The sequence below is a fragment of the Mycobacterium sp. AMU20-3851 genome, from assembly GCF_043974665.1.
GTDB lineage: Bacteria > Actinomycetota > Actinomycetes > Mycobacteriales > Mycobacteriaceae > Mycobacterium.
In genome coordinates this window covers 3,179,551-3,195,427 of sequence record NZ_CP146371.1, presented here as the reverse complement: position 1 = coordinate 3,195,427, position 15,877 = coordinate 3,179,551, and the positions used below count along the sequence as shown (strand labels likewise).

General features: G+C 69.3%; 12 protein-coding genes. 11 read left to right on the top strand and 1 reads right to left on the bottom strand.

The genetic code is table 11. From position 1 onward, the window contains the following. Positions 1 to 18 precede the first annotated feature (18 nt). The 4 genes from V4U86_RS15185 to V4U86_RS15170 are packed head-to-tail and all read left to right on the top strand — an operon-like array spanning position 19 to position 5,679. Positions 19 to 1,383 (top strand): ABC transporter substrate-binding protein, encoded by a 1,365-nt coding sequence (locus tag V4U86_RS15185; RefSeq protein ID WP_395306804.1) that lies wholly within the window; start codon positions 19 to 21, stop codon positions 1,381 to 1,383. Further along, complete coding sequence (locus V4U86_RS15180; RefSeq protein WP_395306803.1) at positions 1,380 to 2,225, top strand: ABC transporter permease; 846 nt, start codon at positions 1,380 to 1,382, stop codon at positions 2,223 to 2,225. Before V4U86_RS15185 ends, V4U86_RS15180 begins: the two co-directional genes overlap by 4 nt. After that, the gene (locus V4U86_RS15175) at positions 2,222 to 2,974 is read left to right on the top strand and encodes an ABC transporter ATP-binding protein (protein ID WP_395306802.1); all 753 of its coding nucleotides are present in this window, start codon (positions 2,222 to 2,224) and stop codon (positions 2,972 to 2,974) included. Before V4U86_RS15180 ends, V4U86_RS15175 begins: the two co-directional genes overlap by 4 nt. Then, the gene (locus V4U86_RS15170) at positions 2,971 to 5,679 is read left to right on the top strand and encodes a fumarate reductase/succinate dehydrogenase flavoprotein subunit (protein WP_395306801.1); all 2,709 of its coding nucleotides are present in this window, start codon (positions 2,971 to 2,973) and stop codon (positions 5,677 to 5,679) included. Before V4U86_RS15175 ends, V4U86_RS15170 begins: the two co-directional genes overlap by 4 nt. Here the strand turns inward: V4U86_RS15170 and V4U86_RS15165 are convergent. Continuing rightward, positions 5,676 to 6,878, bottom strand: coding sequence for a serine hydrolase domain-containing protein (locus tag V4U86_RS15165; protein WP_395306800.1), 1,203 nt, complete (start codon positions 6,876 to 6,878; stop codon positions 5,676 to 5,678). The two genes, V4U86_RS15170 and V4U86_RS15165, sit on opposite strands and share 4 nt — an antisense overlap. 204 nt (positions 6,879 to 7,082) lie before the next feature. Between V4U86_RS15165 and pyrR the strand changes: the two genes are divergently transcribed. Genes pyrR through pyrF form a run of 7 tightly spaced genes read left to right on the top strand, consistent with a single transcriptional unit; the run spans position 7,083 to position 15,727 of the window. Beyond that, on the top strand, positions 7,083 to 7,625 hold the full coding sequence (gene pyrR / locus V4U86_RS15160; protein WP_395312060.1) for a bifunctional pyr operon transcriptional regulator/uracil phosphoribosyltransferase PyrR: 543 nt from the start codon (positions 7,083 to 7,085) through the stop codon (positions 7,623 to 7,625). Positions 7,626 to 7,653: 28 nt separating this feature from the next. Then, positions 7,654 to 8,646 (top strand): aspartate carbamoyltransferase catalytic subunit, encoded by a 993-nt coding sequence (locus V4U86_RS15155; protein WP_395306799.1) that lies wholly within the window; start codon positions 7,654 to 7,656, stop codon positions 8,644 to 8,646. Further along, positions 8,643 to 9,944, top strand: coding sequence for a dihydroorotase (locus V4U86_RS15150; RefSeq protein WP_395306798.1), 1,302 nt, complete (start codon positions 8,643 to 8,645; stop codon positions 9,942 to 9,944). The genes V4U86_RS15155 and V4U86_RS15150 overlap by 4 nt, the downstream gene beginning before the upstream one ends. Then, the gene (locus tag V4U86_RS15145; RefSeq protein ID WP_395306797.1) at positions 9,937 to 10,437 is read left to right on the top strand and encodes a transporter; all 501 of its coding nucleotides are present in this window, start codon (positions 9,937 to 9,939) and stop codon (positions 10,435 to 10,437) included. The genes V4U86_RS15150 and V4U86_RS15145 overlap by 8 nt, the downstream gene beginning before the upstream one ends. Beyond that, the gene (gene carA, locus V4U86_RS15140; protein WP_395306796.1) at positions 10,434 to 11,585 is read left to right on the top strand and encodes a glutamine-hydrolyzing carbamoyl-phosphate synthase small subunit; all 1,152 of its coding nucleotides are present in this window, start codon (positions 10,434 to 10,436) and stop codon (positions 11,583 to 11,585) included. The genes V4U86_RS15145 and carA overlap by 4 nt, the downstream gene beginning before the upstream one ends. Continuing rightward, a complete protein-coding gene (gene carB, locus V4U86_RS15135; RefSeq protein ID WP_395306795.1) occupies positions 11,586 to 14,927 on the top strand; it encodes a carbamoyl-phosphate synthase large subunit in 3,342 nt (1,113 codons plus the stop codon). Continuing rightward, complete coding sequence (pyrF, locus tag V4U86_RS15130) at positions 14,924 to 15,727, top strand: orotidine-5'-phosphate decarboxylase (RefSeq protein ID WP_395306794.1); 804 nt, start codon at positions 14,924 to 14,926, stop codon at positions 15,725 to 15,727. The genes carB and pyrF overlap by 4 nt, the downstream gene beginning before the upstream one ends. The last annotated feature ends 150 nt before the right edge of the window (positions 15,728 to 15,877 follow it).

The window sequence follows — 15,877 nt, the reverse complement described above, 5'->3', positions numbered from 1 at the left end:
TCTCGAAGGACTCCTGCCGTGAAGAAACCACTTGTTGCGCTGCTCGCTGCCCTGACCGCGTCCGTCACCGCCTGCTCCCTGGACGCCGCCGGTGGATCCGGTGACGTCGTCGACGTCGTCGTCGGGTATCAGTCCAAGACCATCAATACCGTCACCGCCGGAACATTGCTGCGCGCCAAGGGATTCCTGGAGCAGCGATTGGCCGACATCGGGGCCGAGAACGGCACCGAGTACAAGGTGACCTGGCAGGACTACGACACCGGCGCACCGATCACCGCGCAGATGGTCGCCGAGAAGATCGACATCGGCTCGATGGGGGATTACCCCATGCTGATCAACGGCTCCAAGACCCAGGCCAACGAGCGGGCCCGCACCGATCTGGTCTCGGTCACCGGGTATCACCCCAAGGGAGCGCTGAACATGGTGGTCGTCACTCCCGATTCGCCGGCCCAGACCCTCCCCGACCTCGCCGGCCAGAAGGTATCGGCCAGTGTCGGTTCCGCCGGGCACGGCACCCTGGTGCGCGCCCTGTCGGACGCCGGTATCGATCCCAAGACCGGAGTCGAGGTGGTCAACCAGCAACCCCAGGTCGGTGCCTCGGCGCTGGAATCAGGTCAGGTGCAGGCACTCTCGCAGTTCGTGGCCTGGCCCGGCCTGCTGGTCTTCCAGGACAAGGCGCGGCTGCTCTACGACGGCGCCGAACTCGATTACCCGACCCTGCACGGTGTGGTGGTCCGCGAGGACTACGCCGACCAGCACCCCGAGGTGCTCGACGCCTTCCTGCAGTCGCAGCTCGACGCCACCGAATTCCTCAACACCGAGCCGCTGGAGGCATCCCGCATCGTCGCCGAGGGCAGCGGCCTGCCCCAGGAAGTGGTCTATCTCTACAACGGCCCGGGCGGCACCTCCTTCGACACCACCCTCAAGCCGTCGCTGATCGAAGCCCTCGAAGGAGACGTGCCCTACCTCAAATCGATCGGCGACTTCGCCGACCTCGATGTCCGTAAGTTCATCAACGACGAGCCGCTGCGCAAGGCGTTCACCGAACGCGGACTCGACTACGACCAGGCGCTCAGTGCGACCAGTAAGCCGGCCGCCGGTGAACTCTGGCTGCAAGGCTCCGACACCACCGAATCCGCGGAGAACCCGGCCGCCCTGCTGCGTGCGGTCCGTGACGCCGAGGCGCGCGGGCAGACGGTGCGAGCCGCGTATGTCGCCGACACCGAGCTGGGCACCCGATGGTTCGCCGACAAGGCGGTCTGGGTCGAGGACGGGCCGAACTACCTGCCCTTCGGCACCCCCGCCGGGGCCGGGCGCTACATCGCCACCCACCCGGGGGCCGAGGTCGTCGGGTACCGGGAAGCGCTGGTGGGTGTCCAATGACCGCCCTGCTCGACTCACCGCAGACCACCGCCGAGCAGGTCCGTCCCGACCGGCAGCCCGCCGGAGTCTGGCGGCACAGGTTGATCCGGGTGGCCTCGGTGCTCGCCGCGATCGGGCTGTGGGAGTTGTTGACCGCCAACGGCGTCCGGCTGTGGCTGCGCTTCGACACGCTGCCCACCGTCACCGAGATCGCCGCGGCCCTCGCCACCCGGGTCGGCACCGGTGAGTACTGGCTGGACCTGGGCCAGTCACTGATCCGCATCCTGACCGGATTCGGTCTGGCAGCGCTGATCGGCGTGGTCACCGGCATCATGCTGGGCCGCTCCCGGTTGTTCGCCGACGTGTTCGGCCCACTCACCGAGCTGGTCCGTCCCATCCCGGCGATCGCGGTGGTTCCCGTCGCCATCCTGCTCTTCCCCTCCGACGAGGCGGGCATCGTCTCCATCACCTTCCTGGCCGCCTACTTCCCGATCATGGTGAGTACCCGGCATGCGGTACGGGCACTGCCCACCATCTGGGAGGACTCGGTGCGCACCCTGGGTGGCGGACGCCTCGACGTGCTGCGCCAGGTGGTGCTGCCCGGCATCCTGCCGGGCCTGTTCGGCGGGCTGTCCGTCGGCATGGGGGTGGCTTGGATCTGTGTGATCTCGGCCGAGATGATCTCCGGCCGCCTGGGCGTGGGCTACCGCACCTGGCAGGCGTACACGGTGCTGGACTACCCGGGGGTGTTCGTCGGCATCATCACCATCGGAGTGCTCGGGTTCAGCACCGCCGCAGCGATCGAGCTGATCGGGCGGCGGGCCACCAGGTGGCTGCCCCGCGGTGAGGAGACGGCCCGATGACGGTGGCGCTGAACGCCGGTATGAAGCTCGAGCTCGACGACATCACACTGTCCTATAACGGACCTGCGGTGGTGCAACACCTGAATCTGACGGTGCAGCCGGGGGAGATCCTGGTGCTGACCGGGCCGTCCGGCTGCGGGAAGTCGACCGTGCTGCGCGCGCTGGCCGGGCTGCTCGCGCCGGACGTCGGCCGGGTGCTTGCCGACGGGGACCCGGTCACCACCACCTCCCGCGACCGCGGCATGGTGTTCCAGGACAGTGCATTGCTGCCGTGGCGCACCGTGCGTTCCAATATCGAACTGGCACTGCAGCTTCGAGGTGAGCCACGGGCCGGACGCCGGGCCCGTGCCGAACGCTGGATCGACGAGGTGAACCTCACCGGCTACGCCGACTATCTGCCCAAGAGCCTGTCCGGCGGGATGCGCCAGCGGGTGCAACTGGCCCGCGGGCTCGCCGGCGCACCCCGGGCGGTGATGATGGACGAGCCGTTCGGCGCGTTGGACGCCCAGACCCGGGCCGCCATGCAACGCCTGCTGATCGAGACCTGGCGGGCGCACCCCACCACGATCGTGTTCGTCACCCACGACGTCGACGAGGCCCTGGCCCTCGGTGACCGGGTGGCGGTGCTGGGAGGTTCCCAGCCGTCCCTGCGTGCGCTGGTCGAGGTGCCTGCGCCCCGCACCGAGACGACCCATCCCGACCGCGCCGCGCTCCGCGCCGAAATCCTTGCAGCATTGGACAACTCATGACAACCATTCCCGAACTCGCCGACACCGCCCGCCTGGAATGCGATGTGCTGGTGATCGGCGGGGGAACCGCCGGCACCATGGCCGCCCTGACCGCCGCCGAGAACGGTGCCCGGGTGTTGCTGCTGGAGAAGGCACACGTCCGGCATTCCGGCGCCCTGGCGATGGGCATGGACGGCGTGAACAATGCCGTCATCCCCGGCAAGGCCGAACCAGAGGATTACGTCGCCGAGATCACCCGGGCCAACGACGGAATCGTCAACCAGCGCACCATCTACCAGACCGCCACCCGCGGATTCGCCATGGTGCAGCGGCTGGAACGCTACGGGGTCAAGTTCGAGAAGGACGAGCACGGCGAGTACGCGGTGCGCCGGGTGCACCGGTCCGGCTCCTACGTGCTGCCGATGCCCGAGGGCAAGGACGTCAAGAAGGCGCTCTACCGGGTGATGCGGCAGCGTTCCATGCGCGAGAAGATCCAGATCGAGAACCGCCTGATGCCGGTCCGGGTGCTCACCCAAGACGGCCGTGCCGTCGGAGCCGCCGCGCTGAACACCCGCACCGGGGAGTTCGTCGCGGTCGCGGCCAAGGCCGTCATCCTGGCCACCGGGCCGTGCGGACGGCTCGGGCTGCCCGCGTCGGGCTACCTGTACGGAACCTACGAGAATCCCACCAACGCCGGTGACGGCTACTCGATGGCGTACCACGCCGGCGCGGAACTCTCCGGGATCGAATGCTTCCAGATCAATCCGCTGATCAAGGACTACAACGGCCCGGCCTGCGCATACGTGGCCAATCCGTTCGGCGGCTACCAGGTCAACGCGCACGGCGAACGTTTCGTGGACTCCGACTACTGGTCGGGGCAGATGATGTCGGAGGTGCACAGCGAGATCGAATCCGCGCGCGGACCCATCTACCTGAAGGTGTCCCATCTGCCGGATGAGACGCTGACCGCGCTGGAGAACATCCTGCACACCACCGAGCGGCCCACCCGCGGCACGTTCCACGCCAACCGCGGGCACGACTACCGCACCCACGACATCGAGATGCACATCTCCGAAATTGGTTTGTGCAGTGGGCATTCGGCTTCCGGGGTGTGGGTCGACGAACACGCCCGCACCACGGTGCCCGGGCTGTATGCGGCCGGGGATCTGGCCTGCGTCCCGCACAACTACATGATCGGCGCGTTCGTCTACGGTGACCTGGCCGGCGAGCACGCCGCCGGATCGCTGGCCGACACCCCGGCGCCGGGGGATCTGCCCGCCGATCAGCTGGCCGAGGCGCACGAGCTCATCTACCGGCCGCTGCGCCACCCCGACGGGCCGCCGCAACCGCAGGTGGAATACAAACTGCGCCGCTTCGTCAACGACTATGTGGCGCCGCCCAAGACGGCCGCCAAGCTGTCCATCGCGGTGCAGACCTTCGACCGGATGCGTGAGGAGGTCGACGGTATCGGTGCCCGCACCCCGCACGAGCTGATGCGGGCGGTCGAGGTCAGCTTCATCCGGGACTGCGCCGAGATGGCCGCCCGTTCCTCGTTGACCCGCACCGAATCCCGGTGGGGTCTCTACCACGAACGCGCCGATGTGCCGCTGCGCGATGACAGCGAGTGGGGTTTCCACCTGAACCTGCGCAAGGGCGCCGACGGCAGCATGCAGTTCCTCAAGCGGCCCGTCGCGCCGTACATCGTGCCGGTGCCGGGCCTGGATCACGTGCCGTCGGAGGCACCGGTCGTGGACGTCGAGCAGCCAGAGTTGTTCGGCGGTAAGGCACCGGCCACCGTCGTCTCCCGGGTGACCGAACCGCCCACCCAGCCGCCGTCCCCGCGGATCGCCGCCGTGCTGGCGCTGGCCGAGCCCACCCTCGAACAGCTCACCGGATACCTCGCCGACACCGATCCCGGGGTGCGGCGCACCGCGGTGGCCACCCTGGTGGAGAACCTGCCAGAAGGGTATTCACCGGCACTGTTGGCCGCCCTTGGCGACGATGACCGTGAAGTGCGGCTCCAGGCGGCCGACTCGGTCCGCGAACTCGTCGAGGTGCTGCCCGACCCGGATGGCATTGCGGTGCATCTCGATTCGGCGGACCCGGTGGTGCGCGCGGCGACGGTGTACGTGCTGAGTTCGCGGCGCGCCGGTGCTGCGGCCGACTACCGTCGCGCGGTGACCGACCATGACCAGCGGGTCCGCATCGAGGCGGTGCGCGCGCTGGTATCGGTCGACGACGTGGGCGGGGTGGCGGCGGCCGCCGAGGACGAGAGCCGCGAGGTGCGCATCGCGGTCGCCAATGCGCTGGCCACCCTCGGTGGACGGTCGAGCGCAGCGAGGGGGATGGATGTCGGCGGCGAGTCGGTGCGCACGCTGCTCACCGACCGGGACCCGCTGGTGCGGGCCGCCGCATTGGCCGCACTGGGCGTCCTGGGCGCGGCCGCCGACGATCTGAGCGCCATCGAGCAGGCCCTGGGGGAGCCGGCCTGGCAGGTCCGGGTCGGTGCGGCCAAGGCGCTCTCGGGTGCGCCGGCGGCGGCGGCGGTGCCGACGCTGTCCCGGGCGCTGGCCGACACCCATCTCGACGTGCGTAAGGCCGCGGTACTGAGCCTGACCCGCTGGGCGGCATCGGAGGCGGCCGCCCGCGATGCGTTGGGCCTGGCGCTCAAGGATGCCGACGCCGACGTGCGGGCCTACGCGCGCCGGGCACTGGAACCGGCTTAGAGGCCGAGCCCCTGGTAGGTGCGGCGGACGAACTTCGGTTGGGCCATCCGCAGTTTGGCCATCGAGGTGTTGCCCGCCACCTGCGCGATGTCCGCACTGAGATCCGGGAAGTTCTGGATCAGGTACATCACGATGACGTCATTGGCCGGGTCGGCCTGCCACCAGGTGCCGTAGGCGCCCGGCCAGCCGAAGGTGCCGAGGCCGCCGGGGCCGAAGAACCGCTCGGACTGGGCCGGGTCTGTCACCACCGACATGGACAGACCGAATCCGCGCCCGATCCAGAACGGCACCCCCAGGAAGTTGTGCTCCTTCTGGTCGGGGTGCAAGCGGTCGGTGCGCATCAACTGGGTGGACTCCTCGGAGAGCACCCGGACACCGTCGACCGTGCCACCGCCCAGCAGCATCCGGGCGAACTTCAGATAGTCGTCGGCGGTGGACATCAGACCGCCGCCGCCGGCGCAGAACTCCGGCGGGGTCAGCGGCGGGGGACCCATGACATCGTCGCGAAGCGACCCCTCGGCGGTCAGGGCGTACATGGTGGCCATCCGGCGGCGCTGGATCAGGCTCAGTGCGAAACCGGTGTCCGACATGCCCAGCGGCTCGAAGATCCGCTCGGCGAGCAGTTCGTGCAGCGGCAACCCGGCCATCCGGGCGATCGCGATGCCCAGCACATCGGTGCCGTGGCTGTAGGTGATGCGGGCCCCGGGCTGATGCACCAGCGGCAGCTGCGCCAGCTCGGCCAGCCAGCGCTCCTCGTTCTGCCGGTACGACAACCGGGCGTAGGCCTTGGCCAGCGGGCCGGTGATGGAGAACGGGTAGGCCAGCCCCGCACGGTGGGTCATCAGATCGTCGAAGGTGATGGGCCGGCGCAGCGGCTCGGTGATATCGAGCTCACCGGTCGGCTGGGTCAGCACCCGCAGCCCGGCGATCTCGGGCACCCACCGGGCCACCGGATCGTCGAGGGTGAACCGTCCCTCGTCCAGCAGTGTCATCGCCGCGGCCACCGTGACCGGCTTGCTCATCGAGGCGATCCGGAACACCGTGTCGCGCTGCATCGGCAGACCGGCCGCCACGTCCCGGTGGCCGAGCTCGTTGACCTGCACCACCTTGCCGGCGTGCCACACCAGGGTGACCGCGCCGGCCAGCAGACCGGTGTCGATGGCCTCGGTGATGGAGGCGGCGTTGTTGTCGAGGTTCACCCGGCAGACGTTATCGCCGCGCGCGGGAGTTCGGGCGCTCGACCCGAGACGAAGGGCACACCGTCACGGGCCGGAACGACCACACCGGCCTGATAGGCTCTTCGGCAGTTCGACGTCCTTTAACGATCCGTCCAGAGAGGCGGAGAAGGAGGTCCTGGGTTACTCGTGGCTGCCGCAGATCCTGCCGGTCCCGACCGGGAATTGATGTCCGCCGCCGATGTGAGCCGGACCATCTCGCGCATCGCGCACCAGATCATCGAGAAGACCGCGCTCGACGCGCCGAACGCCCCGCGGGTGGTGCTGCTGGGCATCCCGACCCGCGGCGTGACGCTGGCGGCCCGGCTGGCCGAGAAGGTCGGTGAGTTCGCCGGGGTGGACCTGCCCCACGGCGGGCTGGACATCACCCTCTACCGCGACGACCTGAACATCAAACCGCCGCGTCCGCTGGAGTCGACATCGATCCCGGCCGGCGGTATCGACGGCGCCCTGGTGATCCTCGTCGACGATGTGCTCTATTCCGGCCGGTCGGTGCGTTCGGCGCTGGATGCCCTGCGTGACATCGGGCGGCCCCGGATCGTGCAGCTGGCGGTGCTGGTCGATCGCGGCCACCGGGAGCTGCCGATCCGCGCGGACTATGTCGGCAAGAACGTGCCCACCTCGCGTAGCGAGAACGTCAAGGTGCGGCTGCAGGAACCCGATGGGGAGGACAGCGTGCGGATCGCACCGTATGGAGGACCGACCCGATGAGCGCTTGCGCGAAGAGGAAACAGAACGGATGAAGCACCTTCTGGCGGCGGGTGATCTGTCGCGCGACGAGGCCGTCGGCATCCTTGATGACGCCGACCGGTTCCGGGAGGCGCTGCTGGGCCGCGAGGTCAAGAAGCTGCCCACCCTGCGCGGACGCACCATCATCACGATGTTCTACGAGAACTCCACCCGCACCCGGGTGTCGTTCGAGGTGGCCGGCAAGTGGATGAGCGCCGACGTCATCAACGTCAGCGCCTCCGGCTCCTCGGTGGCCAAGGGCGAATCGCTGCGGGACACCGCGCTGACGTTGCGGGCCGCCGGCGCCGATGCGCTGATCATCCGGCACCCGGCTTCCGGCGCGGCCCAGCAGCTTGCCGAGTGGACTGTGGAACCGGAAGGGGCGGGCCTTGCCCTGGGGGCAGGAGCGCAGCGACTCGGGGGAGGACCCTCGGTCATCAACGCCGGCGACGGCACCCACGAACACCCCACCCAGGCGCTGCTCGACGCGCTCACCCTGCGCCAGCGGCTCGGCTCCGTCGAGGGGCGACGGGTGGTCATCGTCGGTGACGTGCTGCACAGCCGGGTCGCGCGCTCCAACGTCGAACTGCTGGCCACCCTCGGCGCGGAGGTGGTGCTGGTCGCTCCGCCGACCCTGCTGCCGGTCGGCGTGTCCGGGTGGCCGGTCACCGTCTCGCATGATCTGGATGCCGAGCTGCCCGGCGCCGACGCGGTGCTGATGCTGCGGGTGCAGGCCGAACGGATGAACGGCGGGTTCTTCCCGTCCGAGCGTGAGTACTCAGTGCTCTACGGCCTGTCCGAGAAGCGCCGCGCCAAGCTCGCCGACGATGCCGTGGTGCTGCACCCCGGCCCGATGCTGCGCGGTATGGAGATCGGGTTCGCAGTGGCCGACTCCTCGCAGTCGGCTGTGCTGCAACAGGTTTCCAACGGGGTACATGTACGGATGGCGGTGCTGTTCCACCTGTTGGTCGGCGCCGGGGAACGGGAGGCGATCACCGCATGAGCGGACAGGTGTTGATCCGGGGCGTGCGGCTCTACGGCGAGGGCGATCAGGTCGACGTGCTCATCGCCGACGGCCAGATCACCCGGATAGGTCCAGGGATCGCTTCCGAATCCGAGGCGGACACCGTGATCGAGGCGACCGGCCAGATCCTGCTGCCCGGTTTCGTCGATCTGCACACCCACCTGCGCGAGCCCGGCCGCGAGTACGCCGAGGACATCGAAACCGGTTCGGCGGCAGCCGCTCTGGGCGGCTACACCGCGGTGTTCGCAATGGCCAACACCGACCCGGTGGCCGACAGCCCGGTGGTGACCGACCACGTGTGGCATCGCGGACAGCAGGTCGGCCTGGTCGACGTGCATCCGGTCGGTGCGGTCACCGTGGGCCTGGAAGGCAAACAGCTCACCGAGATGGGGCTGATGGCCGCCGGTGCCGGGCAGGTCCGGATGTTCTCCGATGACGGTGTCTGCGTGCACGACCCGCTGGTCATGCGCCGCGCACTGGAGTACGCGAGCGGGCTGGGTGTGCTGATCGCGCAGCACGCCGAGGAACCTCGGCTCACCGTCGGCGCCGTCGCACACGAGGGGCCCAATGCCGCCAAGCTGGGGCTGGCCGGCTGGCCGCGGTCGGCCGAGGAATCCATCGTCGCGCGCGATGCGATCCTGGCCCGCGATGCCGGTGCCCGGGTGCACATCTGCCACGCGTCCACCGCGGGCACCGTGGAACTGCTGAAATGGGCCAAGGGGCAGGGTATCTCGATCACGGCCGAGGTCACCCCGCACCACCTGCTGCTCGACGACAATCAATTGAACAGCTATGACGGCCGCAACCGGGTGAACCCGCCGCTGCGCGAGGCATCCGATGTGGCGGCCCTGCGCCAGGCGCTGGCCGACGGCGTCATCGACTGCGTGGCCACCGACCACGCGCCGCACGCCGAGCAGGAGAAGTGCTGCGAGTTCGCCAACGCCCGTCCCGGCATGCTGGGATTGGAGACGGCGCTGTCGGTGGTCGTCGAGACGATGGTGAAGCCCGGCCTGCTCGGGTGGCGTGATGTCGCCCGGGTGATGAGCGAGGCACCCGCCGCGATCGTCGGGCTGCCCGATCAGGGCCGCCCGCTGGCGGTGGGGGAGCCGGCCAACCTCACCGTCGTCGATCCCGACGCCAGCTGGACGGTCACCGGGTCACAACTGGCCTCCCGCTCGGACAACACACCGTTCGAGGAGATGACCCTGCCGGCCGCGGTGACGCTGACGCTGTTGCGCGGCAAGGTCACCGCGCGCCGAGGTGAAACCCGTGAATGACGCCACGCTGATCGGATCGCTGGTGCTGGCCGCGGTGGTCGTGGTGCTCATCGGCTTCTTCATCCGGCAGATCCTGCGCGGCTGGCGCCACCGCATCGAGCGCCAGGCCGAGCTCATCGGCAACCTGCCGCCGTTGCCCGACACCGTGGGGCCGGTGCTGGCCGGGCCGACCAAGGGTCTCTACGTCGGCAGCACGGTGGCACCGAACTGGAACGACCGGATCGCGGCCGCCGGGCTGGGATTCCGGGCCAAGGGCGCGGTCACCCGCTATCCAGAGGGAATCATGGTGCAGCGCAGCGGCATCGGCCCGATCTGGATTCCGGACGAATCGATCCTGGCGATACGCGGTGAACGGGCCATCACCGGCAAGGCACTCACCCACGACGGCATCATCGCCGTTCGGTGGCGACTGCCGTCGGGTACCGAGATCGACACCGGTTTCCGGGCCGACGACCGGGGCGAAGTCAAGAATTGGGTCAAGGAGGATGCGTGACACGCAGCGCTGAAAAAGCAGTCCTGGTGCTGGAGGACGGCCGGGTCTACACCGGAACGCCGTTCGGTGCGATCGGACAGACACTCGGTGAGGCGGTGTTCTCCACCGGGATGTCCGGCTACCAGGAGACGCTGACCGACCCGAGCTACCACCGTCAGATCGTCGTCGCCACGGCGCCGCAGATCGGCAACACCGGCTGGAACGGTGAGGACGGCGAGAGTCGCTCGGACAAGATCTGGGTGGCCGGCTATGTCGTGCGCGACCCGTCGCCGCGCGCCTCGAACTGGCGCTCGACCGGCACCCTCGAGGATGAACTGGTGCGCCAGGGCATCGTGGGCATCGCCGGCATCGACACCCGCGCGGTGGTGCGCCACCTGCGCACCGCCGGGTCCATGAAGGCCGGTGTGTTCAGCGGTGACGCCCTCGACGACGTCGACACCCTGGTGGACCGGGTGCGCAGCCAGCCCTCGATGCTGGGTGCCGATCTGGCCGGCGAGGTGTCCACCGACGAGCGTTACACGGTGGAACCGGTGGGGGGTAGCGCTGCCACCCGTTTTTCGGTCGCCGCCATCGACCTCGGCATCAAGACCAACACTCCGCGCAACTTCGCCCGGCGGGGCATCCTCAGCCATGTGCTGCCGGCCGCGACGACCTTCGACGAGATCGTCGAGATCAATCCGGACGGGGTGTTCCTGTCCAACGGCCCCGGTGACCCGGCCACCGCGGACCACATCGTGGAGGTCACCCGGCAGGTCCTGGGTGCCGGGATCCCGCTGTTCGGCATCTGCTTCGGCAACCAGATCCTGGGCCGGGCGCTGGGCCGGTCCACCTACAAGATGACCTTCGGGCACCGCGGCATCAACATCCCGGTGAAGGACCACGCCACCGGCCGTGTCGCGGTGACCGCGCAGAACCACGGGTTCGCGCTGGAAGGCGAGGCGGGCGAGGAGTTCGACACCCCCTTCGGCCGTGCCGTGGTCAGCCACACCTGCGCCAACGACGGCGTGGTGGAGGGCATCAAACTCGTTGACGGACGGGCATTCTCGGTGCAGTACCACCCCGAGTCGGCCGCCGGTCCACGGGACGCCGAGTACTTGTTCGACCAGTTCATCGACCTTCTGTCGGAACGTAAGTCAGGGGAGAAGTAAATGCCACGCCGTTCTGACCTCAAGCATGTGCTGGTGATCGGGTCCGGCCCGATCGTCATCGGCCAGGCCTGCGAGTTCGACTACTCGGGCACCCAGGCCTGCCGCGTGCTGCGCGCCGAGGGTCTGCAGGTCAGCCTGATCAACTCCAACCCGGCCACCATCATGACCGACCCGGAGTACGCCGACCACACCTACGTGGAGCCCATCACCGCGGGCTTCGTCGAGAAGATCTTCGCCCAGCAGGCCGAGCGCGGGAACAAGATCGACGCCGTGCTGGCCACCCTGGGCGGCCAGACCGCGCTGAACACCGCGGTCGCCCTGCACGACGCGGGCATCCTGGAGCGCTACGGCGTGGAGATGATCGGTGCCGACTTCGACGCCATCCAGCGCGGCGAGGACCGGCAGAAGTTCAAGGACATCGTGGCCAAGGTGGGCGGCGAATCCGCCCTCAGCCGGGTCTGTTACACCATGGACGAGGTCCGCGAGACCGTCGCCGAACTCGGGCTCCCGGTCGTCGTCCGGCCGTCGTTCACGATGGGCGGGCTGGGCTCGGGCATGGCCTACTCGGCCGAGGATGTCGAGCGGATGGCCGGTGACGGGCTGTCGGCATCCCCGACGGCGAACGTCCTGATCGAGGAATCCATCTACGGCTGGAAGGAGTTCGAGCTCGAGCTGATGCGCGATCACCACGACAACGTGGTGGTGGTCTGCTCGATCGAGAACTTCGACCCGATGGGTGTGCACACCGGTGACTCGGTGACCGTCGCCCCGGCGATGACGCTGACCGACCGCGAGTACCAGACCATGCGTGACCTCGGCATAGCGATCCTGCGCGAGGTCGGCGTGGACACCGGCGGCTGCAACATCCAGTTCGCGATCAACCCGAAAGACGGCCGGCTGATCGTCATCGAGATGAACCCGCGGGTGTCCCGGTCCAGCGCCCTGGCGTCCAAGGCGACCGGTTTCCCGATCGCCAAGATCGCCGCCAAGCTGGCCATCGGCTACACCCTGGACGAGATCGTCAACGACATCACCAAGGAAACCCCGGCCTGTTTCGAGCCGACGCTGGACTACGTGGTGGTCAAGGCGCCGCGGTTCGCCTTCGAGAAGTTCCCGGGTGCCGACCCCACCCTGACCACCACCATGAAATCGGTGGGCGAGGCGATGTCGTTGGGCCGCAACTTCATCGAGGCCCTGGGCAAGGTGATGCGGTCGCTGGAGACCAAGCGCACCGGGTTCTGGACCAAACCCGACCGCGAGGCCACCCTCGAGGAGCTGCTGACCGATCTGCGCACCGCCACCGACGGGCGGATCTACGACATCGAGCAGGCACTGCGGCTCGGCGGCACCGTCGAGCAGGTCGCCGAGGCCTCCGGGGTGGACCCCTGGTTCGTCGAGCAGATCGCCACCCTGGTGGACCTGCGCGCCGAACTGGTGGACGCCCCCGTCCTGGACGAGACGCTGCTGCGGCACGCCAAGCACTGCGGGCTGTCCGACGGGCAGATCGCCGCGCTGCGCCCCGAACTGGCCGGCGAGACCGGGGTGCGGGCGCTGCGCGAGCGGCTCGGCATCCACCCGGTGTACAAGACCGTGGACACCTGCGCGGCCGAGTTCGAAGCCCGCACGCCCTACCACTACAGCAGCTACGAACTGGATCCGGCCGCCGAGAGCGAGGTCGCCCCGCAGACCGAGAAGCCCAAGGTGCTGATCCTGGGCTCGGGTCCGAACCGGATCGGGCAGGGCATCGAATTCGACTACAGCTGTGTGCATGCCGCCACCACGCTCAGCGCGGCCGGGTTCGAGACCATCATGGTCAACTGCAACCCGGAGACCGTGTCCACCGATTACGACACCGCCGACCGGCTGTACTTCGAGCCACTGACCTTCGAGGACGTGCTGGAGGTCTACCACGCCGAGCAGGCCTCCGGGGCGGGTGGACCGGGTGTGGTGGGGGTCATCGTGCAGCTCGGCGGGCAGACCCCGCTGGGGCTGGCCGAGAAGCTGGAGCGGGCCGGGGTTCCGATCGTGGGCACCAAGCCGGAGGCCATCGACCTGGCCGAGGACCGCGGCCTGTTCGGTGAGGTGCTGATGAACGCCGGGCTGCCCGCACCCCGGTTCGGCACCGCCACCAGTTTCGAGCAGGCCCGCCGGATCGCCGCCGACATCGGCTACCCGGTGCTGGTGCGCCCGTCCTACGTGCTCGGTGGGCGCGGTATGGAGATCGTCTACGACGAGGAGACCCTGCAGGGCTACATCACCCGGGCCACCGAGTTGTCCCCGGAGCACCCGGTGCTGGTGGACCGGTTCCTGGAGGATGCCATCGAGATCGACGTCGACGCGCTGTGTGACGGCAGCGAGGTCTACATCGGCGGCGTGATGGAGCACATCGAGGAGGCCGGCATCCACTCCGGTGACTCGGCGTGCGCGCTGCCGCCGGTCACGCTGGGCCGCACCGACATCGAGAAGGTCCGCGCGGCCACCGAGGCGCTCGCGCACGGCATCGGCGTGGTCGGTCTGCTGAACGTGCAGTACGCGCTCAAGGACGACATCCTCTACGTCCTGGAGGCGAACCCCCGGGCCAGCCGCACCGTGCCGTTCGTGTCCAAGGCCACCGCGATCCCGCTGGCCAAGGCGTGCTCCCGGATCATGCTGGGCGCCACCATCGCCCAGCTCCGCGAGGAGGGCGTGCTGGCCGCCGAGGGTGACGGTGCCACGGTGTCCCCGGCCGCGCCCATCGCGGTGAAGGAAGCCGTGCTGCCCTTCCACCGGTTCCGCAAGGCCGATGGTTCCCAGGTGGATTCGCTGCTCGGGCCGGAGATGAAGTCCACCGGCGAGGTGATGGGCATCGACCGCGATTTCGGTACCGCATTCGCCAAGAGCCAGACCGCGGCCTACGGATCGCTGCCCGCCTCGGGCACGGTGTTCGTCTCGGTGGCCAACCGGGACAAGCGTTCGTTGGTGTTCCCGGTCAAGCGGCTGGCGGACCTCGGTTTCCGGGTGCTGGCCACCGAGGGCACCGCGGAGATGCTGCGCCGCAACGGGATTCCGTGCGAGGAGGTGCGCAAGCACTACGAAGAGCCCAGTGGGGCCGACGCTCGGATGTCAGCGGTGGACGCGATCCGGGCCGGTCAGGTCGACATGGTGATCAACACCCCGTACGGCAACTCAGGACCGCGGGTGGACGGCTACGAGATCCGCTCGGCCGCAGTGTCGGTGAACATCCCGTGCGTGACCACCGTGCAGGGTGCCTCGGCGGCGGTGCAGGGCATCGAGGCCCACATCCGCGGGGACATCGGTGTGCGGTCCCTGCAGGAACTGCACAGCCAGCTGGCCGAGAAGTGACCTCGTTCGGGGCGCGGCTGGCCGACGCCGTCGCCGCCAGGGGGCCGTTGTGCCCGGGCATCGATCCGCACCCCGAACTGCTGGCCTCCTGGGGCCTGCCGACGGATGTGACGGGCCTGCAGCAGTTCAGCGAGGTCTGCGTGGAGGCGTTCGCCGACTTCGCGATCGTCAAACCGCAGGTGGCGTTCTTCGAGGCGTACGGTTCGGCCGGCTTCGCCGTGCTGGAACAGACGACCGCGGCCCTGCAGGCCGCGGGGGTGCTGGTGCTCGCCGACGCCAAGCGCGGCGACATCGGCACCACGATGGCGGCCTATGCGCAGGCCTGGGCGGGGGAGTCGCCGCTGGCCGCCGATGCGGTCACCGCCTCGCCCTACCTGGGCTTCGAATCGCTGCGGCCACTGCTCGACGTCGCCGCCGCGCACGCTCGCGGGGTCTTCGTGCTGGCGGCCACCTCCAACCCGGAGGGCGCGAGCGTGCAGCGCGCCCAGGCCGGTGGGCGGACGGTCGCCCAGAGCATCGTGGACGCGGTAGGCAGGGAGAATCGGTCCCAGCAGGGCCCGGGCTCGATCGGCGTGGTGATCGGGGCGACGTTGACCGAGCTGCCCGATCTCGACGTCCTGGACGGCCCGGTGCTGGCTCCGGGGGTGGGGGCGCAGGGTGGACGGCCCGAGGATCTGGGTCGGTTGGGCTCGCGGGTGCTGCCCGCGGTCTCCCGGGAGATTCTGCGTGCCGGACCCGATGTCGCCGCGCTGCGCGCCGCCGCGGACCGGCTCCGCGACCAGGTCGCCTACCTGGCCTGACGCGCCGTCTGCGGGCACGACAGGCCCGCCCCGGTGGGTCGGGGGCGGAATGGGTGTCGAAAGCCGCTGACGTCCCGCCAGGCGGCCCTTGCGACGGGCTCTTCGCCGGACACGAGGGGTGATCCGACTGTCGGTGTCAGGGCCGGAGAA

Coding starts and splice junctions, on each gene's coding strand:
- V4U86_RS15180 (WP_395306803.1), top strand. CDS start 1,380: ATGACCGCCCTGCTCGACTCACCGCAGACCACCGCCGAGCAGGTCCGT.
- V4U86_RS15150 (WP_395306798.1), top strand. CDS start 8,643: ATGAGCGGACAGGTGTTGATCCGGGGCGTGCGGCTCTACGGCGAGGGC.
- V4U86_RS15155 (WP_395306799.1), top strand. CDS start 7,654: ATGAAGCACCTTCTGGCGGCGGGTGATCTGTCGCGCGACGAGGCCGTC.
- V4U86_RS15175 (WP_395306802.1), top strand. CDS start 2,222: ATGACGGTGGCGCTGAACGCCGGTATGAAGCTCGAGCTCGACGACATC.
- V4U86_RS15170 (WP_395306801.1), top strand. CDS start 2,971: ATGACAACCATTCCCGAACTCGCCGACACCGCCCGCCTGGAATGCGAT.
- pyrR (WP_395312060.1), top strand. CDS start 7,083: ATGTCCGCCGCCGATGTGAGCCGGACCATCTCGCGCATCGCGCACCAG.
- carB (WP_395306795.1), top strand. CDS start 11,586: ATGCCACGCCGTTCTGACCTCAAGCATGTGCTGGTGATCGGGTCCGGC.